General features: G+C 34.4%; 20 protein-coding genes. 10 read left to right on the plus strand and 10 right to left on the minus strand.

The features are described from left to right. Positions 1 to 54: 54 nt before the first annotated feature. The 4 genes from BUC23_RS10330 to gdhA form a co-directional block, all read right to left on the minus strand. The gene (locus BUC23_RS10330; protein WP_073209257.1) at positions 55 to 1,092 is read right to left on the minus strand and encodes an alpha/beta hydrolase; all 1,038 of its coding nucleotides are present in this window, start codon (positions 1,090 to 1,092) and stop codon (positions 55 to 57) included. A gap of 320 nt (positions 1,093 to 1,412) precedes the next feature. After that, positions 1,413 to 2,126, minus strand: coding sequence for a DNA repair protein RecO (recO, locus tag BUC23_RS10335; RefSeq protein WP_073209161.1), 714 nt, complete (start codon positions 2,124 to 2,126; stop codon positions 1,413 to 1,415). Between the two features lie 62 nt (positions 2,127 to 2,188). Further along, positions 2,189 to 4,477, minus strand: a complete 2,289-nt coding sequence (gene porZ / locus BUC23_RS10340; protein WP_073209162.1) for a type IX secretion system anionic LPS delivery protein PorZ — start codon at positions 4,475 to 4,477, stop codon at positions 2,189 to 2,191. A gap of 125 nt (positions 4,478 to 4,602) precedes the next feature. Continuing rightward, a complete protein-coding gene (gene gdhA / locus BUC23_RS10345) occupies positions 4,603 to 5,946 on the minus strand; it encodes an NADP-specific glutamate dehydrogenase (RefSeq protein WP_073209164.1) in 1,344 nt (447 codons plus the stop codon). Positions 5,947 to 6,223: 277 nt separating this feature from the next. Between gdhA and BUC23_RS10350 the strand changes: the two genes are divergently transcribed. Continuing rightward, positions 6,224 to 7,024 (plus strand): THC0290_0291 family protein, encoded by an 801-nt coding sequence (locus BUC23_RS10350; RefSeq protein WP_073209166.1) that lies wholly within the window; start codon positions 6,224 to 6,226, stop codon positions 7,022 to 7,024. A gap of 113 nt (positions 7,025 to 7,137) precedes the next feature. On the opposite strand, the gene BUC23_RS10355 is transcribed toward BUC23_RS10350, so the two are convergent. Next, positions 7,138 to 8,283 (minus strand): cystathionine gamma-synthase, encoded by a 1,146-nt coding sequence (locus BUC23_RS10355; RefSeq protein ID WP_073209168.1) that lies wholly within the window; start codon positions 8,281 to 8,283, stop codon positions 7,138 to 7,140. A gap of 101 nt (positions 8,284 to 8,384) precedes the next feature. On the opposite strand from BUC23_RS10355, the gene BUC23_RS10360 reads away from it, so the two are divergent. Beyond that, positions 8,385 to 9,128, plus strand: a complete 744-nt coding sequence (locus BUC23_RS10360; RefSeq protein WP_073209170.1) for a DUF3298 and DUF4163 domain-containing protein — start codon at positions 8,385 to 8,387, stop codon at positions 9,126 to 9,128. A 4-nt stretch (positions 9,129 to 9,132) separates the two neighbouring features. Here the strand turns inward: BUC23_RS10360 and BUC23_RS17515 are convergent, their stop codons facing one another. Both BUC23_RS17515 and BUC23_RS10370 read right to left on the minus strand, forming a co-directional pair. Beyond that, on the minus strand, positions 9,133 to 9,393 hold the full coding sequence (locus BUC23_RS17515; protein ID WP_167365574.1) for a hypothetical protein: 261 nt from the start codon (positions 9,391 to 9,393) through the stop codon (positions 9,133 to 9,135). A gap of 326 nt (positions 9,394 to 9,719) precedes the next feature. After that, the gene (locus tag BUC23_RS10370) at positions 9,720 to 10,175 is read right to left on the minus strand and encodes a DinB family protein (protein WP_073209174.1); all 456 of its coding nucleotides are present in this window, start codon (positions 10,173 to 10,175) and stop codon (positions 9,720 to 9,722) included. 76 nt (positions 10,176 to 10,251) lie between these two features. On the opposite strand from BUC23_RS10370, the gene BUC23_RS10375 reads away from it, so the two are divergent. The 5 genes from BUC23_RS10375 to nadD all read left to right on the plus strand — a co-directional run bounded on the left by BUC23_RS10375 (position 10,252) and on the right by nadD (position 13,796). Continuing rightward, complete coding sequence (locus BUC23_RS10375; RefSeq protein WP_073209176.1) at positions 10,252 to 10,602, plus strand: arsenate reductase family protein; 351 nt, start codon at positions 10,252 to 10,254, stop codon at positions 10,600 to 10,602. Continuing rightward, positions 10,602 to 11,489 (plus strand): DMT family transporter, encoded by an 888-nt coding sequence (locus BUC23_RS10380; protein WP_073209178.1) that lies wholly within the window; start codon positions 10,602 to 10,604, stop codon positions 11,487 to 11,489. Before BUC23_RS10375 ends, BUC23_RS10380 begins: the two co-directional genes overlap by 1 nt. Before the next feature lie 138 nt (positions 11,490 to 11,627). Beyond that, entirely contained in the window at positions 11,628 to 12,488 is an 861-nt protein-coding gene (locus BUC23_RS10385; protein WP_073209180.1) for a YicC/YloC family endoribonuclease, read from the plus strand. A gap of 81 nt (positions 12,489 to 12,569) precedes the next feature. Then, positions 12,570 to 13,145, plus strand: coding sequence for a guanylate kinase (gene gmk, locus BUC23_RS10390; protein ID WP_073209182.1), 576 nt, complete (start codon positions 12,570 to 12,572; stop codon positions 13,143 to 13,145). Positions 13,146 to 13,214: 69 nt separating this feature from the next. Next, positions 13,215 to 13,796, plus strand: coding sequence for a nicotinate (nicotinamide) nucleotide adenylyltransferase (nadD, locus tag BUC23_RS10395; RefSeq protein ID WP_073209184.1), 582 nt, complete (start codon positions 13,215 to 13,217; stop codon positions 13,794 to 13,796). A gap of 1 nt (position 13,797) precedes the next feature. Here the strand turns inward: nadD and BUC23_RS10400 are convergent, their stop codons facing one another. Then, the gene (locus BUC23_RS10400; protein WP_073209258.1) at positions 13,798 to 14,694 is read right to left on the minus strand and encodes a LysR family transcriptional regulator; all 897 of its coding nucleotides are present in this window, start codon (positions 14,692 to 14,694) and stop codon (positions 13,798 to 13,800) included. Positions 14,695 to 14,780: 86 nt separating this feature from the next. Here BUC23_RS10400 and BUC23_RS10405 point away from each other — a divergent pair, with 86 nt between their 5' ends. The 3 genes from BUC23_RS10405 (at position 14,781) to BUC23_RS10415 (ending at position 18,040) form a co-directional block, all read left to right on the plus strand. Further along, positions 14,781 to 15,551 (plus strand): type 1 glutamine amidotransferase domain-containing protein, encoded by a 771-nt coding sequence (locus BUC23_RS10405; protein WP_073209186.1) that lies wholly within the window; start codon positions 14,781 to 14,783, stop codon positions 15,549 to 15,551. Positions 15,552 to 15,555: 4 nt separating this feature from the next. Further along, a complete protein-coding gene (locus tag BUC23_RS10410) occupies positions 15,556 to 16,719 on the plus strand; it encodes an iron-containing alcohol dehydrogenase (protein ID WP_073209188.1) in 1,164 nt (387 codons plus the stop codon). A 325-nt stretch (positions 16,720 to 17,044) separates the two neighbouring features. Further along, positions 17,045 to 18,040 (plus strand): NAD(P)H-dependent glycerol-3-phosphate dehydrogenase, encoded by a 996-nt coding sequence (locus tag BUC23_RS10415; protein ID WP_073209190.1) that lies wholly within the window; start codon positions 17,045 to 17,047, stop codon positions 18,038 to 18,040. Between the two features lie 111 nt (positions 18,041 to 18,151). Here BUC23_RS10415 and BUC23_RS10420 read toward each other — a convergent pair whose 3' ends face one another. Then, complete coding sequence (locus tag BUC23_RS10420; RefSeq protein WP_073209192.1) at positions 18,152 to 18,559, minus strand: hypothetical protein; 408 nt, start codon at positions 18,557 to 18,559, stop codon at positions 18,152 to 18,154. Between the two features lie 103 nt (positions 18,560 to 18,662). Beyond that, on the minus strand, positions 18,663 to 19,682 hold the full coding sequence (gene pheS, locus BUC23_RS10425; RefSeq protein WP_073209259.1) for a phenylalanine--tRNA ligase subunit alpha: 1,020 nt from the start codon (positions 19,680 to 19,682) through the stop codon (positions 18,663 to 18,665). Between the last annotated feature and the right edge of the window lie 71 nt (positions 19,683 to 19,753).

Genomic DNA, 19,753 nt, shown 5'->3' on the forward strand with positions numbered 1-19,753 from the left:
TTAAGGATACTTTTTTACAAAATTTATAATTTGATATAATTACAGAATCAAGCTTTATTTGAGCGCTTTTTTTATTTCAGAAGCGGCCTGCAACAAAGCTGATTTTGTTCCGGAAACTGTACTTATTGGATTTAACAAACCCCAGTCGTGAATCATTCCATTATAACGTGTTGCAGTAACTTTTACTCCTGCTTCATCTAATTTACGGGCATAAGCTTCACCTTCATCTCTTAAAATATCGTTTTGTGCAGTTTGCACCAATGCTGGCGGCAATCCTTTCAACTGACTGCTTGTCGCCCGCAACGGTGAAGCATAAATTTCTGCACGTTGTTTCGGGTCGGTTGTATAATTATCCCACATCCACATCATTAAATTTTTAGTCAGAAACCGATCTTTGGCAAACAAGTTATAGGATTCGGTTTCAAAATTAGCATCGGTAACGGGCCAAAATAGAATCTGTAATTTAATATCTGGTCCTTTTTTTTCTTTAGCCATCATTGCAACCACGGTAGCCATGTTTCCTCCCACACTGTTTCCCGCAACCGCTAAGCGCCCACCATCAACTCCAATTTCTTTTCCGTGTTCAGCCACCCATTTTGTAGCATTGTACGCTTGATTAATAGCGACCGGGTAGTGAACTTCGGGAGACGGAGAATAATTAACAAAAACCGCTGCTGCTCCAGATTCTACCACTAAATCCCTAACCATTCGTTGATGAGTAGGAAAATCTCCAAGCACCCAACCTCCGCCATGAAAAAACATAAATACCGGCAATGTACCTTTTGCACTTACAGGTTTGACGATGTTTAGTTTAATGTTTTGGCCATCCACACTAATCGTTTTCTCTGTAACAATTACACCGGACATATCAACTTTTACTGATGACTGTAAGCCACTCAATACTAATCGACCTTCTTTAGCTGGCAATTGTTCTATAGGTTTGCCAGTTCCTGAATTAAGAACCTTCAAAAAACCTCTGATATTGCTTTCAATGTTCTCATCCTGTGAGCCGTCTTTTGTTTGTCCAGCTACTTCACCAGAAAAAACAATCGCTAACAATAATGTTCCAACTTTTTTTAGTTTTGATTTCATTTTGTGTGTTTTAAATTTAATGATAGAAATATAATCTGTAAATAAATTCAATGAGATAAATAAAATCGGGGCTTATTGCTGCAATAACTTTTTTTTTGAGAATTGGCGCTTTAAATGTTGATTAACAATCTACGTAGGTTTGCCCAAAAAGGCCGCATGTTATTCAAAATTATGATTTTCAATAGGAGACACCAAAACAAATAATCCTATCAAAGATACCAAATAATTATCTGTTCTATGAATGTCGTGATTGTAAAATTAAAACCAGAGAAAAAAGCAGCAATGGATTATTGATTATTTGAAGAAGCCACCTAATTTAATCAGGAGAAAACTTCTTTTAAAACGTCCAGGGATTTTGGTTTTTTGAAGCCATCAAGGTGATAACTGTAATAATCAATTAATATCTTCAAAACAATTTGCCTTTCAATGACATGAAATATTTTTTGATCATTATCGAATTTTAAATTGATCAGTTTTTTAAACAAATTAGTTTCATGTTCCGTAAGCGAACTGATCGCATGGAAAGGCGTAAAAACACCTTCGGTCATTTCGAAAAAAGGCATATCAATATCAGAAATATCGGGATAGAAACCCAAGTATTTTGTGGTTTCCAACATTAAAATCAAATGAAAATTAGCAATTTCGTCGTGATTATCCAACCAATGCAAGGCGGTTTCCAAAAACGTAAATAAATGTTCGTTTTTTTCTTCTTCGTGAATAGAATGGTGCAAAATTTCGGAAATAAACATTACAATAGTACTTTTATAAATATCCGAATGTATCGAATGAAAAGGCGCCGCTATTTTAATCTCTTTGAAATTTTCTAAAGTGCCTTTGTTTTTATGAACAGCTTCTATTTCAAGAATAGTCATCGGCTGAAAATAAGCAATCTTTTGATTGGATTTTCGACTCGAAAAAGCATCCCGAACAAAATAGGATTTCAAACCATGAGAAAGTGTAAAACACTTCACAATCAAGCTTTTCTCTTGGAATTTTAAAGACGAAATGACGATAGCTTTGGTTTTAACCTGCATATTAATTACGAATTATTAATTACGAAATTACGATTTGGAATTCATAATTTGGAATTCGTAATTTATCTGATTATCATTACTTTTTTGACTTTGGTTTCTACTCCGTCCTGTGCCGAAATAAAAATCATGTACACTCCTGAAGCCACTTTGTATTTTCCAAAAGCAGTCGTATCCCATTCTATTGTTCCTCCTTCTGATATTTTTTCGAAAACAAGATTTCCCTCAATATCCGTGATTTTTATATTGGCTTTATCCAGTAATCCGGCAATTTTTATGGTTCCTTCATATTCTGGTCGTACCGGATTTGGGTACACAAATACATTGTTTAGATCATCACTCGCTGCTGTTGCCAAACCTTTGAAAGAAACTAAACCTTTTGAAGTAGCGATAAAAACTTCTCCCGTCGTACTATTGATATCAATATCATTTATAACATTGCTTGGCAAAGGCGAATTGCTGGTCGTAAAATGATATTTGGTTACCTGACCATTTGGCGAGACTAAAAAAACACCCGAATCAGCAGTTCCAATCCATTTATTATTGGCTCCGTCAACAACAATATCCGTAATAAATTGTTCGTAAAGTAATTCTTGTGCCAGATTATCTTCTAAAATAATGATGGGATTGGTCGTTAATTTATCATCGGATAAGAAACTACCAACATTAGGCAAAATTCGCAAGCCTTTTGTAGTCCCTATCCAAAGTTGGTTTCTGGTATCTACCGCAACAACCCTTGCATCCGAAATAGGTAAATTACCCATATCAGAACCCACCGTAATTTTTTTGAATTTATTGATGCTTTCGTTAAAACCAATTACCCCATCTCTATTTGTAGTCAGCCATTTGGTCCCATTTTTATCGATTGTCATTCTTCCAAAACTATTGTCAATCGCTGAATTCAGAATATTATCCATAGCGTAACTCTGCCATTGACCAGTCGATTTCAAAACCTTAAGTCCATTTTTTATTCTGCTATTCGTAACCCAAAGATTCCCCGATTTATCAAATGCTGCTCCATTTATTCGAACATCAATATAAGTTGGGCCAAGAAAGGTCAATGATTCCAAACCGCTATTGGTTTGGTTGTATAAAATTGTGGGTTCATCATCTACAATTTTCAGCAATCCTGAGAAAAAAGAACTCGCATATACTTCGTTTTCATTTGCTGGATTAACGGTGATTCTAGAAATTGATTTTGCGCCTAAAACTTTTTCGTAAGGGATATTTAACCATCCCGAAGCATTGTATTTACTTATCCCATAACTGTCTAAGCCATATGGATTATAATCTACGGTATAGTCGCCATAAACCGTCCAAAGGGCATCTGAAGTTGTTTGAAGGGCAAATATATTATTCCTTAAAGGTCCAATTGGAGTACTGTTTTCAAAAATTGCAGCTGAAGAAAGTGAAGTTGTTATCATCCCGTCTTCTTTAGTTCCAATAAAAATGGTGTCCCCTATAATTGTTGCGCAAGTAAAATTAGGATTCGTTTCGGTGATTTGGTTTGAATTAATTTGACGAACGAGCTCCATTTGTTTGTTGTAAACATAAATACTGTTCAAAGTGGTTATTATCAAGTAATCCGCTGTAGCTCTCATGTCTAATGAAGGTTGAGCAAGAGCTTTATATCCTACAAAAGAATTGGAGTTGAAATCATATTTATGAACATATCCCGAAGAATTAATGGCATATAAATCTGGACCAAAGCTTGACACACAGAACCAATTCCCTGAAGCAATCAACTCCCATTGATTATAATCCACTAAGTTCTTATTGGTAATAGCAGCTCTTCTTATCCCTGTATTTGACGAGGCATATATAAATCCATTGTATATTGTGGTTTGTGATATGCTTATTTCTGCACCATTCGCACCAATAAAATAGGTATCCCCAAACTGCAAAGTGGCCAAGTTAAACTGAACGATTCCAAAATCACAAGAGACATAAACAATCCCTTCAAATTCCATGAAATGATTGATTTTTTTTGTGTTTGGAGGAAGTTGTTTGTTAATGATATCAACTACATTCAACATGCTTCCATCGACTTCGTTTATGACTATCATCAACCCATTTTCATATCCAACCAATGTTTTATTGAATGTCTCGCTATGATATAATGTTGAAATGGTCTGCCCGGAAAGCCCGTCAATAGTATTGGTGGTTTTTATTTGACCTGTCGCAGTATTTTTAGAAAATAATGCATTTTCTGAAGCCGCATAAATTGTGGTGGAAGATTGAGAAAGATCTGTGATTTCATTATAAGAAAAATAGCCTTGCCACAAGAAATTGCTTTGGGCAAAACCCAACTGTACTGTAATTAACACTACAAAATGTAAAAGCCTATTTTTCATTATTTGCCTAAATATCGGTATACAAATATAGAACAAACGAAAGTATTAGAATTTTGTTACACAAAAAAAATGCCTTCTATCCTTAATATAGGTAGAAGGCATTTTAAATTATAATGAAAACGGATTTATACTACTCCTTGAGCTAGCATAGCATCAGCTACTTTTACAAATCCTGCAATGTTTGCTCCTTTTACATAGTCAACATATCCAGTTGCATCAGAACCATATTTCACACAAGAAGCGTGAATATTCAACATAATTCCTTTCAATCTTTCGTCTACTTCTTCAGAACTCCAACTCAATCGTAATGAGTTTTGAGACATTTCTAAACCTGAAGTTGCAACACCACCAGCATTTGAAGCTTTTCCTGGAGCGAATAATAATTTTGCTTTCTGGAAAACAATTACTGCATCGGGTGTAGTTGGCATATTTGCTCCTTCAGCAACACAAATACATCCGTGAGCTACTAAAGCTTTTGCTTCGTCTTCATTCAATTCGTTTTGAGTAGCACATGGTAATGCAATATCACATTTCACATCCCAAGGACGTTTCCCTGCAACATATTTTGCATTTGGGTACTTAGTAACATAGTCACTAATTCTGCCTCTTAATTCATTTTTGATTACCATTACGTGAGCTAGTTTCTCTGCATCAATTCCATCAGCATCATAAATATATCCTGCAGAATCCGACATAGTAACTACTTTTCCACCTAATTGAGTTGCTTTTTCAGTAGCGTATTGTGCCACATTTCCTGAACCGGAAACTACAACTGTTTTTCCTGTAAAACTATCTCCTTTTGTAGCCAACATACTTTGAGCAAAATATACTGCTCCGTAACCTGTAGCTTCTGGTCTGATTAATGAACCACCGAAAGAAATTCCTTTTCCAGTTAAAACACCTGTAAATTCATTTCTGATTCTTTTGTATTGACCAAACATATAACCTACTTCTCTTCCTCCAACACCAATGTCTCCAGCAGGCACATCTGTATCAGCACCAATATGTTTACACAATTCTGTCATGAAACTTTGGCAAAAACGCATTACTTCATTATCTGATTTTCCTTTTGGATCAAAATCAGCTCCACCTTTTCCACCACCCATTGGCAATGTGGTCAAACTATTCTTGAAAGTTTGTTCAAAAGCTAAAAACTTCAAAATACTTAAATTTACTGAAGGGTGAAAACGAAGCCCTCCTTTATATGGTCCAATAGCTGAATTCATCTGAATACGATACCCTCTATTTACTTGAGTTTCACCTTTATCATCAATCCAAGTTACACGGAACATAATGATACGATCTGACTCGACCATTCTCTCCAAAAGCATTTTGTTTTGGTATTTTTTATTTTCTTCTATAAAAGGAATTACTGTTTCAGCAACTTCTAAAACTGCCTGCATAAATTCCGGCTCGTTCGGATTCTTTTTAGCAACCGATTCGATAAAAGTAGTAATACTTTGTGACATGATTAATAGATTATTAACGTTTAAGAAAACGTTTTCGTTAGTGACTACAAATATACATCTTCTAGGAATATCGCCCTCTTTTTTTTCGTTTTATCAATAGAATTATCTTTTTATTAAGCAAATACCAAGAAATCCTCTTCTAAACCATCATTTATCCCGAAATCGTTATGTTTTTCGTAATCAAATAAGAATATGTTCACCTATTTTAAATTTTTATTTTTTTAATTAATGAGTGATGTTTTTATATATTTGTGAAGATTTGAAAATTTAACTTATAATGATCAAACGAATACTACTAACTTTATTTATCCTGTTGGGTTTTTCACATCATTCAAATGCACAGTTTGGATTTTCCCATGAAATAGGAGTTATTGCTGGGCCCATAGCCTTTCAATCTGACTATGGGGAACGCCACGATTTAAAAACCAATTCTGGAAATACTGGAATGGGAATTGGTATTATTCATTATTTAAATTTTTCTTACAGAGCTGATTGTAATTGTTATACTCCTGAAACTTATTTTAACGATCATTTTAAATTAAGAAGCGAGCTTTCTTATAACAAAACAGAATTGAAACATTTTGGACGATGGGTAGAAGGCAAGCCATCTGTAGGCAAAGAACAATTAAAAGCTATGTACGGAAGCACGGCAGTGACAAATATAGGAATGCAATTAGAATATTTCCCTTTAAGCATCCGAGATTTCACCGCTTCAATTGGAAAGATAGGACCTTTTGTAAGTCTTGGAGCTCAATTCAGTTATTACAATGCCAAAGCATATTCAACCATGGGACCTTTAGGAACACCTTTGACTACTTTCCCTAAATATTTAACTCCAACCGATGGCCGACCTTACGGTTTTTCTACCGAAGGAGGCTCTGTATGGTCAGTTGTTTCAAGTGTAGGAACTCGTTATAAATTAAGCCCCCTAAGGGACTTAATGGTTGATTTAAGATTTCAGTATTTTTTCTCTAATTGGGTGGATGGTTTAAATCCTAATCCGGCTATTTACAAAGAGAACAAAGCAAACGACTGGTTAGTTTGGTTTAATTTTGGCTACATTTATTATTTACAATAGTAGAAAACAAATCCTATTATAACGAACAAACCCCCAACTCTGAAAAATTTCAAAGTCGGGGGTTTTTTATTCTCTCCAAAACATTTCTAAAGGAGAGAAAACTAAATTATAAATTATGCCAAAGCTTGCTTCAAATCTTCAATTAAATCCTCGGCGTCTTCTATCCCTACGCTCAATCGAACCAGATCATCCGTAATTCCAATTTCTTTTCTTTTATCTTCCGGAATCGATGCATGTGTCATCAAAGCTGGGTGATTTGCTAAAGATTCTACTCCGCCTAAAGATTCTGCCAAAGTGAAAACTTTTAATTTTTCAAGAAAATCAATAGCATCCTCTTTTTTGCCTGAAACAAAAGTAAAGGAAACCATTCCTCCAAAACCGCTCATTTGCTTTTTTGCAATTTCATGGTACGGATGACTTTTCAGTCCTGGATAATAAACTCTTTTAATCTTTGGATGATTGTCTAAAAATTCAACTACTTTTTCTCCATTTTCACAATGTCTTTGCACGCGTAAATGCAATGTTTTAATTCCTCTCAGCACTAAGAAACTATCCATGGGTCCTAGTGTAGCTCCCGTTGCAAATTGTTGAAAATGCAACTGTTCTCCAAGCGCTTCGTCCTTTACAATCAAAGCACCAGCAATAACATCAGAATGCCCACCAAGATATTTCGTAGCAGAATGCATCACAATATCAGCCCCTAAATCTAATGGTTTTTGCAAATATGGAGTCGCAAAGGTATTATCTACAGCAAAAAGGATTTTCTTTGCTTTGGTGATTTTGGCAATTTCTTGAATGTCTGCCAATTTCATCAGCGGGTTTGTTGGGGTTTCTACCCAAACTAATTTTGTGTTTTCATTGATTAATGACTGGAATTTCTCCAAATCGTTCATATCAACAAAATGAAATTTAATTCCCGAATCTTTATAAATACGGGTAAACATTCTGTAAGTACCTCCGTATAAATCGTCCATGGCGATGATCTCATCACCAGATTTAAAAGAACGTAAAATACAATCCGTCGCCGCTAATCCTGACGAAAAAGCCAGACCTCGCGTCCCGTTTTCAATACTTGCTAATGCATTTTCTAATGCTGTTCTAGTAGGATTCGCGGCCCTGCTATATTCATAATCCGGATTTACCGGTTTTCCAGGACTTGTTTGCACAAATGTTGACGTCTGATAAACTGGAGGCATAACGGCTCCTGTACTTGGATCATGGTGTTGACCACCGTGAATAGCTTTAGTATTGAATTTCATATATTTATTTTAAAGTGCGAAAATGTTTCACAAATTTACCCTTTAATTTATTCTATCCAAGCCACAAGTTGATACCTTTGTATTTAATTAACATTTTTGAGATGAAACATATTATAATTTTTGCCGTATTGCTTTTTTCAATGACTCGTTGTTCTAAAGAATTAGCTTTTGAGGACCAATCTTTTCAGAAAAAAACAACTTTGCCTTGCAAAAACGATTGTCCTCAAATCAGTGTGCGAATTCCAATTGCAAAAGATGTCCCGGTTGTAGCTGACAGCATCAATAAAAAAGTATTTTCTGTCTTGAAAGAGATTATTTATTTTGGCGAAAAGCCATATACATCAACCGACTATAAAGGATTATTGGCTTCATTTATTGGTTCCTACGAAAAACTGCAAAAAGAATATCCAAAGGACGTTTTTGGTTGGGAAGCAAAAATTGAAGGAAGTGTAAAATACCAGTCGGACAGTATTTTAAACATAGAAATCAAGCATTATACTTATACTGGCGGTGCTCATGGATATCAAGGTTTACGCTCTTTGATTTTTGATCCCGAAACCGGAAAATCTATTCCAAATAATAAATTATTTAAGGATAGAAATGCGTTCAAGGCTTTCGCCGAAAAGAAATTCAGAGCTAAATATAAAATCCCTGAAAACCAACCTATAAACACAACAGGATACCAATTTGAAGATGAAAAATTCGAACTTCCTCAAAATATTTTTTATACAGACAAAGGACTGCTTTTACACTACAATCCTTATGAAGCTGCCTCATACTCAGATGGCCCTAAGGAATTATTGTTGTCATATAAAGATGTAAACGAATATTTGGCAATTAAATAAATTATCATAAATTCTTATCTAATGCATAAACAAGATACCATTTTTTGCCCATTAACTTAAACCCGAATTCTGAACTAAATCCCGATTCTTTAATAATACATTTTTCAAAAAATGATGTTTTTGTCCTTTTAAAATCTATTTTAAATTCAGTTGTATCAATATCATAAATCTTAGTTCTCAACATATTCCAATTTTCTTTTGTCCAATTTGTTTTTTCTAATCCATCAACATTTTGTCCTTTCAACGGAAATTTAATTCTGCCCATTTGAAATAAACTGTCGGAATGAAACTTATTATAAAAAAAATCGAAATTTTCTACAATTATTTTTTCTGGTAAAATTTCGACCGTGTTTCTGCTTCTATTACAACTAGTGAAAAATAGTATGAATGTTAATAAAAACACCATTCGTTTAAAAAAACCACATATATGTTATCGTTTTTCGTATTATGAATTTTAATAGATTTATTAGCCCCGATAACATTGAAAATCCTTTTTTGAGGTTTTTACAGAAAAAAAGATTACTTCACTTTACTTTAATTTTAATAGGAGTTCAGTGAATTTCATTTGCAACGACTAGCGGGAAATAGCTCCTAAACAAACTTTCTGATTCCCATCATAACTCCGGTGTGAACGGCCTCGTGATAGATGTTAAAAGACATAGCGTCTTCGGCAGTTTTAATCGTAAAACCGGTCATGGTGGTGAATTCATGAAAATCCTGAAAGACTTTGTTCTCTAAATCAGCTTTGGTTTGATTGATTGTTTCAAAAAGCAACGATTGAATTTCATCTACGTCAGCCTGCGTTGCGTTTGGTTCCGGTTTAGTGCCTTTTTTATATTTTTCGACCATTTCATCTGAAATCATCATAGGCAAACCTGATAATTTATAAACCAACATTTGCTGAACCACCACAATATGCCCTATATTCCAAATTAAATTATTGTTGTAACCTTCAGGAATCACGTTTAGTTGCTCTAATGTATATCCTTCTAAAAACTTTGATAATGTATTTCTGCTTGTTTCGGTAATATTGAATGTTTGATGCATTTTTCTATTTTTTTGATAAAAATAATCATTTTCCGTGTCAAATGAATTTTCTTTGCATAAAGAAATCGCTATTTACATGGACATAATATACTACCTCGCTTCTTGCGACACCTGCAGAAAAATAATAAAATCATTACCTAAAGAACATGATTTTAAATTTCATGATATCAAACAAGATCCAATTACTGTTGCCGAAATAGAAAAAATGCGTGAGCTTTCCGGCAGTTACGAGGCGCTTTTCAGCAAAAAAGCACAATTGTACAAATCAATGGATTTAAAGAATAAATCATTAACCGAAGACGATTACAAAAAATACATTTTGGAACATTACACGTTTTTGAGTCGTCCAGTTTTTATCATCAAGGATAAAATTTACATCGGTAACACCCAGCAAAATATGTTGCAGGTAATGAAAGCGTTGGTATAATGTCCAAAAGAAATCTTGCACTAATTGGTGCCACAATTGTCTCCATAATTTACGGTGTCACGTTTACCATTGCCAAAGATGTCATGCCTTTTTACATTGACGCCTATGGTTTCATCTTGTTGCGCGTGGGCGGTTCGGTGATTTTGTTTTGGCTGGTTTGGCTTTTTATGCCAAAGGAGAAAATTGCACTCAATGATTTCCCTCGAATTATTGCGGCAGCTTTTTTTGGCGTGGCGTTTAATATGCTTACTTTTTTCAAAGGATTAAGCCTCACTTCTCCTATTAGTGCAGCAGTAATCATGGTTTCGACACCTATGATTGTGTTGACACTTTCGGCCCTTATCATGAAGGAACGTATGCAAAAACGAATGGTTTTTGGGATTATACTTGGTCTGATAGGAACTGCTTTTCTTATCCTGTATGGGAAATCCATTGGCAGCGCCACAAACGCCGGATTGGGAAATTTTCTGGTTTTGATCAATGCTATTTCCTATGGATTTTATCTAATTATCGTCAAGAAATTAATGGATAAATACAATGCGTTTACCTTTGTAAAATGGATTTATTTGTTCGGTTTTATTATGGTTTTGCCTTTTGGCTGGAGCCAATTTCAAACTGTGAACTGGGCTTTGGTTCCAATGGATATTTGCTGGAAAATCGGATTTGTAGTCGTTTTTTCGACTTTCCTGACGTATTTATTAAATTTGCTTTCGATGAAAGAATTAAAACCAACAACTGTTGCTGTTTTTATTTATTTACAACCGCTCTTTGCAACTATTTTTGCAATAAGCCTCGGGAAAGATGAATTGAGTTTGGTGAAAATTGGTTCCGCAGTTTTGATATTTGTGGGTGTTTATTTGGTGACACAGAAAAAGAGTATTCAGTAATCAGTGTTCAGTCATTAATTTAATCTTCTAATTTCAATCCATTTACAAGTCCAAACCCATTTATAAAAAAAGCACTAAATACTAAAAACGGACCACTGACCACTTTTTTATTATCTTTGACCTCTTTTAGAAAAATATATGATACAATCAATGACGGGTTTCGGTAAAGCCACTTTGCAATTACCAACCAAAAAAATCACGGTAGAAGTAAAATCCTTAAATAGTAAAGGTTTGGATTTGAATGTGAGAATGCCTTCGCTGTACCGCGAAATGGAATTGGGTTTACGCAACCAAATTGCACTTAAGCTGGAAAGAGGAAAAGTAGATTTTTCTATTTTTATTGAAAGCACTGCGGAACAAACTTCGACGAAAGTGAATGTGCCAATTGTAAAAGGTTATATTGATCAGTTGAGAGAAGTATACGCCGATGCTGATGAAACCGAATTGATGAAAATGGCGATTCGCATGCCGGATACCATGAAAATAGAACGTGATGAAATCGACGAAAACGACTGGGTACAAATCCAAACTGTTATCGAAGAAGCGTTACAAAACATCTTGACCTTTAGAAAAGATGAAGGAATGTCTTTAGAAAAAGAATTTCAATTGCGAATTGGCAATATTCGTCAATACATGACCGAAGCTTTGGCACTGGATCCAGAACGCGTTCAAGCGATAAAAGACCGTTTGCAAACTGCAATTGCTGAACTTAAAGTGAATGTAGACGAAAACCGTTTCGAGCAAGAATTGATTTATTATTTAGAGAAATTAGACATCACCGAGGAGAAAGTACGTTTGACTAATCACCTGGATTATTTCTTGGAAACCATCAACGGAACCGAAGCCAACGGTAGAAAGTTAGGTTTCATTACCCAAGAAATGGGACGCGAAATCAACACTATGGGTTCTAAATCGAATCACGCACAAATGCAAAAATTAGTCGTTCAGATGAAAGACGAATTGGAAAAAATCAAAGAACAGGTTTTAAACGTATTATAAGAAATAGTAAGTAAAGACGCGTGAATCGCGTCTTTTTGCATAAAAATTAGAAGTGATTGCGCGTCTAAAAAAAGAACAACAATGAGCACAGGAGGAAAATTAATAGTTTTTTCGGCACCTTCGGGATCTGGAAAAACGACCATCGTTAGACATTTATTAGGAAAAGAAGATCTGAATCTTGAATTTTCGATTTCGGCAGCTTCTCGTGAACCGCGAGGTGAAGAAGTAAACGGAAAAGATTATTATTTTATGTCTACCGAAGAATTTAAAAAACACATCAAGAACGAAGACTTTCTGGAATGGGAAGAAGTGTATCGTGATAATTTTTACGGAACTTTAAAAAGTGAAGTGGAACGCATCTGGGCCAAAGGAAAAAATGTCATTTTTGATATTGATGTCGCTGGCGGATTGCGAATTAAACATAAATTCCCAAATGAAACTTTGGCAGTTTTTGTAAAACCACCAAGCATTGACGAACTGAAAATCCGTTTGAAAAAACGCTCTACTGAAAGTGACGACAAAATCAATATGCGTATCGCCAAAGCTTCTGTAGAACTCGCTACTGCTCCACAATTTGATGTTGTTATAAAAAATTATGATTTAGACATTGCTTTGGAAGAAGCCTATCAATTGGTAAAGAATTTTGTTAAGGATTAAAAGATTGAAAAATTCAAAGTTATTTTTAATCTTTAAATCATTTAATTTTTAAATCTTTAAATTATATTAATGAAAATAGGATTGTATTTCGGAACGTTTAATCCCATTCATGTTGGGCATCTCATTATTGCCAATCACATGGCGGAGCATGCGGATTTAGACCAGATATGGATGGTGGTCACACCGCATAATCCTTTGAAGAAAAAAAATACTTTGCTTGATGATTATCATCGGTTGCAAATGGTGCATCTTGCCACAGAGGATTTTCCAAAAATCAAACCTTCGGATATTGAGTTCAAATTATCACAGCCTAATTATACGGTGAACACTTTGGTTCATTTACAGGAAAAATATCCCAATTACGAGTTCTCCCTAATAATGGGAGAAGACAATCTCAAGTCTTTGCACAAATGGAAAAATTACGAAGTGATTCTTGAAAATCATGAAATTTACGTTTACCCACGTATTTCTTCGGAAGCAGAAAATGCAACTTTCAAGAATCACCCAAAAATCCACATGATTGATGCTCCGGTTGTAGAAATATCATCAACATTTATTCGGGACAATATCAAGAAAGGGAAAAATGTGCAGCCGTTATTGCCTGCGAAAGTTTGGGAATATATTGACCATAACAACTTTTATAAGAAGTAATTTACCCCAAAACACTTTTTAATTCCAATTCAATTTTCTCAAAAATAACACTCAAATTATCATTTTTTCCCGATAATAAAAACACTTCTGTGCTAGGCATTTGTTTGCTATTCCACAACAATTGGATTCTTTTTTCTTCTATAAAATTCTTAGCGTTGATATTCCAGACAACAGCTATTCCGCTATTTTTAGAAAGCATCTCAATCATTTCATATTCGGATGGAATAATGTAGTTAGGAACCATAGAAGGTCTTTTTTTATTAAAAACATGCAACCAAAATAATTTGATATGCGGAATTTGAGCATTATGACTAAACCATTTATGGTCATTTAACCAATGTTCGACCGCATCTAAATCTTCAATCTTAATTTTTGATTTTAATTTGGAAGCATCGATAGTATTCGATCCAACAATCACTTGCTTAATTTCCCCGACCTTCTTCTGAATCGTGTCAAACGTGTCATATTGTTTGGTAACGATTGCAAAATCCAGCTTTTTAGAATCAACCAATTCAAAAAGTACATCATTTTCATGAAAGCTAAAATCAATGAATTCAAATTTTGAAAGTAGCGCACTTCCTAAGCTGCTCATCAAATGTTTAGAGATTCCTATAGAAATTAATCGATTGGCATTGAACGCTTTGGCACGAAAACCATTTTCCACATTTTCCAACCGATCTAGTGCTTCAATGATTAAATTATTAAGTAACTTAGCATATTCCGTTGGTTCCACGCCTTTAGACTTTCTATTGAAAAGTTTATAACCTACATGCGCCTCCAACATGGATATTTGCTGACTTACAGCCGGTTGACTAATAAATAATTCTTTGGCAGCAAGAGAAAAGTTTCCGTTTTTATAAACCGATTTAAAAGTTCTGTACCATTCCAGATTAACCATGATATAAATATATTTATCACAAACATAATTTAAATTATTTTTACTAATAGCATATTCGCCGTAAATTTGAACAAACAAAATTAGATATGAAGAAAATTGCATTATTTACCATTATAGCATTAACAGTGGGTTGCTTATCAGCAACGGCACAAAAAACAAAAAAAACTAAGATGAAAAAAGTATTATTCGTTCTAACTAGTCATGATAAACTAGGGAACACAGGAGAAAAAACAGGTTTTTGGATTGAAGAATTTGCTACTCCTTATTATGAGTTAGCAGATAAAGGAGTAATCATTACTATTGCATCACCTTTAGGAGGACAGCCACCAATTGATCCAAAAAGTTCAGATCCCTCTTCGGCTACTGAAGACACCAAAAGATTTGACAAAGATATTGAACTACAAGCTAAACTAAGTAAAACACACAAATTAGCTGACGTTAATCAAGCTGATTATGATGCCGTTTTTTATCCAGGAGGTCATGGACCGCTTTGGGATTTAGCCGAAGACAAAAAATCAATTGCTTTGATTGAAGCGTTTTATACCAATAAAAAACCAGTTGCTTTTGTATGTCATTCCCCTGGAGCGTTGAAAAATGTGAAAGTAAATGGCGAATATTTAGTAAAAGGTAAAAAAGTAACCGGATTCTCTAATGCCGAAGAAGAAGCTGTAGGTTTAACTAAAGTAGTTCCATTTTTATTGGAAGATGCATTACAAACAAACGGAGCAACTTATTCAAAAGTTGGTGACTGGCAACCTTACGCCGTTGAAGATGGTTTATTAATTACAGGTCAAAATCCAGCTTCATCTAAATTAGTTGCTGAAAAATTATTAAATCAATTGAATTCAAAAAAATAAAAGCATGTTAAATTTCGAATTATATAATCCTACCAATTTAGTTTTTGGGAAAGGACAGATTGAAAAATTATCAACATTAGTGCCACAAGGAGCGAAAATCCTTTTGGCATACGGTGGCGGAAGCATTTTTAAAAATGGAATCCATGAACAAGTAATTAACAATTTAAAAGGTTTTGAAATCGTGGAATTCAGCGGAATTGAAGCGAATCCTCATTTTGAAACATTAATGAAAGCCGTTGCGATTGTAAAAGAACAAAACATTGATTTTATTCTTGCTGTTGGTGGTGGATCAGTAATTGATGGTGTGAAATTTATTTCGGCGGCATCACATTTTGAAGGAAATCCAATTGATATACTTAAAAAGAGAATTTTATTTAAAGATGTAACTAAAGTAGTTCCTTTCGGGACCGTTTTAACTTTACCTGCCACAGGAACCGAAATGAATTCTGGTGCAGTAATTACAATTGAAGCTACTCAGGAAAAACTAGATTTTGGTGGAATGGCAATGTTTCCAAAATTCTCCATTTGTGATCCAACGGTGATTGCTTCTTTGCCGAAAAGACAATTGCAGAATGGCGTTGTAGATGCTTACACTCACGTTTTAGAGCAATATTTGACGTATCCGCATGAAGGGTATCTTCAAGACCGAATTGCAGAAGGAATATTACAAACTTTAATCCAAGTAGGCCCTGAAGTAGTAGAAAATCCTAAAGATTATGCGTTGGCTTCAAATTTTATGTGGAGCTGTACTATGGCTTTGAATGGATTAATCCAAAAAGGGGTTCCTTCAGATTGGGCAACACATATGATTGGCCATGAATTGACTGCATTGTACGGAATTGATCACGCCAGAACTTTGGCTGTTGTTGGTCCAAATTTATACCGAGTGATGTTTGAAACCAAAAAAGGAAAATTAGCACAGTACGGAAAACGTATATTTAATTTGACTGGAAGTGATGACGAAATTGCAAATGAAGCAATCAACAAAACAGTTGAATTCTTTCACACTATGGGAATGGACACCAAATTATCTGACTACACTAAAGACTACGAAAAAACTGCTGATTTTATTGTAAAACGTTTTGAAGAAAGAGAATGGAAAGCGTTAGGTGAAAAACAAAATATTACCTTAGAAAAAGTAAAAGAAATTGTTGAAATGAGTTATTAATTCACTTGATAAGAGGCTGATTTAGCAGCCAGAATACAAAAAATAAAAAAGGCGTTCTCATACTTGTTATGGGAGCGCCTTTTAAAATACTAAAACAAAACTAACTAATTCAATTCTCATTATATTTATTAAATAACCGATTTATAATTACTTATAACGCAAATAACATATGCATATTGTGTTAAATAATAAAAATAAAATGAATAATTGTAAATACTCATAATTCTCTATTATATAAACTACCGAAAATAGCGGTTTCTTGTTTCGATTTTATTTGTTTAATTAATAGATTTTTAAGTACTTTTGATTAAATTTAATAAAAAAGATGGCCGAAAGTATAAAATTCGCAGTGATTGGTGGTGGAAGTTGGGCGACAGCTATTGCAAAAATGTTATGTGTAAATCTTACTGAAATTTCTTGGTACATGCGTAATGACGCTGCTATCGAACACATTAAAACCTACAAACACAATCCAAATTACTTAAGTTCGGTTGAATTTGACACCAAAAAACTTAAGCTCACTAATGATATCAATGAGGCTATAGCCTATGCTGATTATATCATTTTTGCAATTCCATCTGCTTTCTTGGATGGTGAATTAGAAAAACTGACTGTTTCCCTAGAAAACAAAATCATTTTCTCCGCTATTAAAGGAATTGTTCCCGAAACAAGTTTGATTGTGGGCGAACATTTTCACGTAAAATACGATATTCCTTATTATAATATTGGTGTTATTACCGGGCCTTGCCACGCAGAAGAAGTAGCGATGGAACGATTATCTTATCTTACTATTGCTTGTGGTGATGAAGAAAAAGCAAAAGTTGTAGCAAAAAATCTATCTGGAAATTACATAAAAACTAAAATTACCGATGACATTATAGGAACTGAATATGCAGCTATGCTAAAAAACATTTATGCTATTGCAGCAGGAATGGCCCATGGATTAGGTTACGGAGATAATTTTCAGTCTGTTTTGATGAGTAACGGGATTAGAGAGATGAAAAAATTTATCAAAAAAGTCCATAAAATGAAACGTAACATCAATGATTCCGCTTATTTAGGCGATTTATTGGTTACCGGATACTCGGTATTTTCCAGAAATAGAATGTTTGGAAATATGATCGGCAAAGGCTATACCGTGAAAGCGGCAATGATGGAAATGAGTATGGTTGCCGAAGGATATTATGCCGTAAAAAGCGCTTATAAACTCAATCAGGGTTATGGTGCAAAAACACCAATTATAGATGCCGTTTACAACATTCTTTACGACGGACAAGACGCTAAGACTGTGTTCAAAAAACTAACAGACAAACTGGATTAACATAAGTAAATCATTTATAATTCCACAATAAAAAAGGCACTAATCTACATAAAGATAGTACCTTTTTTATAACATTATTTCTAATAATTTTGGTTTAAAACCAAAATTAATTTACCTCACAATAACTCCGTCAACAAATAAAATAGGCACTTCTTCTACAAAGTCCTCACTGATGGAATGCGATTTGAAAATGTACTTTTTATCGTATAATTTGTCTCCAATAAAGAAAGTCAACATGAATTCATTGTTGAGTGCCAAAACACTTTTTTCAATCATTTCGATTTTCATAACTGAAACGGCAGGCACCTCTACAAAAGCATGTCGTAAAAGTGATGTTTTTTTCATTTCGCCATCGATAGTGCCAAAAGCTTTGGAAACTACCATGACACTTTCTATTAAAAAATCACTGTCATTTACCAAGTAGGCATACCAAACTTTTTCCATAAAATCGTCGCTCCATTCTTGAACTGCAGCTAGGAAAACGTTTTCTACTTCGGGGATGATGATGTCTTTTTTCATACTTAGTCTTAAAGTTGAAAGTCTTAAAGTCTTAAAGTAAAAGTCTGATTGTACACAAAATGTGAGTCTCTTTAGACGTTGGACTTTAAGACTTTCGACTAATTTAAATGCTTGATTTGAATTGTTCTAAGAAACGAACGTCATTTTCGTAGAACATACGAATATCGCCAATTTGATACAACAACATGGCAATTCTTTCGATTCCCATCCCGAAGGCAAAACCGTTGTATTCGTCGGGATTGATTCCACAGTTTTTCAAAACATTTGGATCTACCATTCCACAACCCATGATTTCTAACCAACCGGTTCCTTTGGTGATTCTGTAATCGGTTTCTGTTTTCAGACCCCAATAAATATCAACCTCTGCACTTGGCTCCGTAAATGGAAAGTAAGACGGACGCAAACGGATTTTTGACTTCCCGAACATTTCCTTGGTGAAATAAAGTAAAGTTTGCTTTAAATCTGCAAAAGAAACGTCTTTATCGATGTACAGTCCTTCGACTTGGTGAAAAATACAATGTGAACGCGAAGAAACGGCTTCATTACGGAAAACTCTTCCCGGAGAAATCGTTCTAATAGGCGGTTTATTGTTTTCCATATAACGCACCTGCACTGATGAAGTGTGCGTACGCAACAAAATATCAGGATTAGTTTGAATAAAAAACGTGTCTTGCATATCACGTGCCGGATGATATTCCGGTAAGTTTAATGCGGTAAAATTATGCCAGTCATCTTCGATTTCGGGTCCTTCAGAAACATTGAAACCTATGTTTGAAAAGATATCTATAATTTGGTTTTTTACCAATGAAATAGGGTGACGGGAACCAATAGTAATCGGTTCAGAAGAACGCGTTAAATCGCCATAAAAACCTTTACTTTCTTCTTTACTTTCTAAAGATTCCTGTATGATTTTTACTTTTTCTTCGGCAGAAGTTTTTAACAGATTTATTACCTGTCCAAACTCTTTCTTCTGGTCGTTAGGAACATTCTTGAACTCCGCAAAAAGCTCTTTCAAAAGTCCTTTACTTCCTAAGAATTTTATTCTAAAGACTTCTAATTCTGCTGTATTTTGTGTTGAAAAAGCTTGTGCTTCGCCGATATATTCTTTTATCTTATCTATCATTTTCATTCAATAATTGAGAGTGCAAATTTAGGGAAAAGTTTTCAGTTTTCAGTCTCAGTTTTCAGTAGATT

The sequence above is a fragment of the Flavobacterium xinjiangense genome, from assembly GCF_900142885.1.
GTDB lineage: Bacteria > Bacteroidota > Bacteroidia > Flavobacteriales > Flavobacteriaceae > Flavobacterium > Flavobacterium xinjiangense.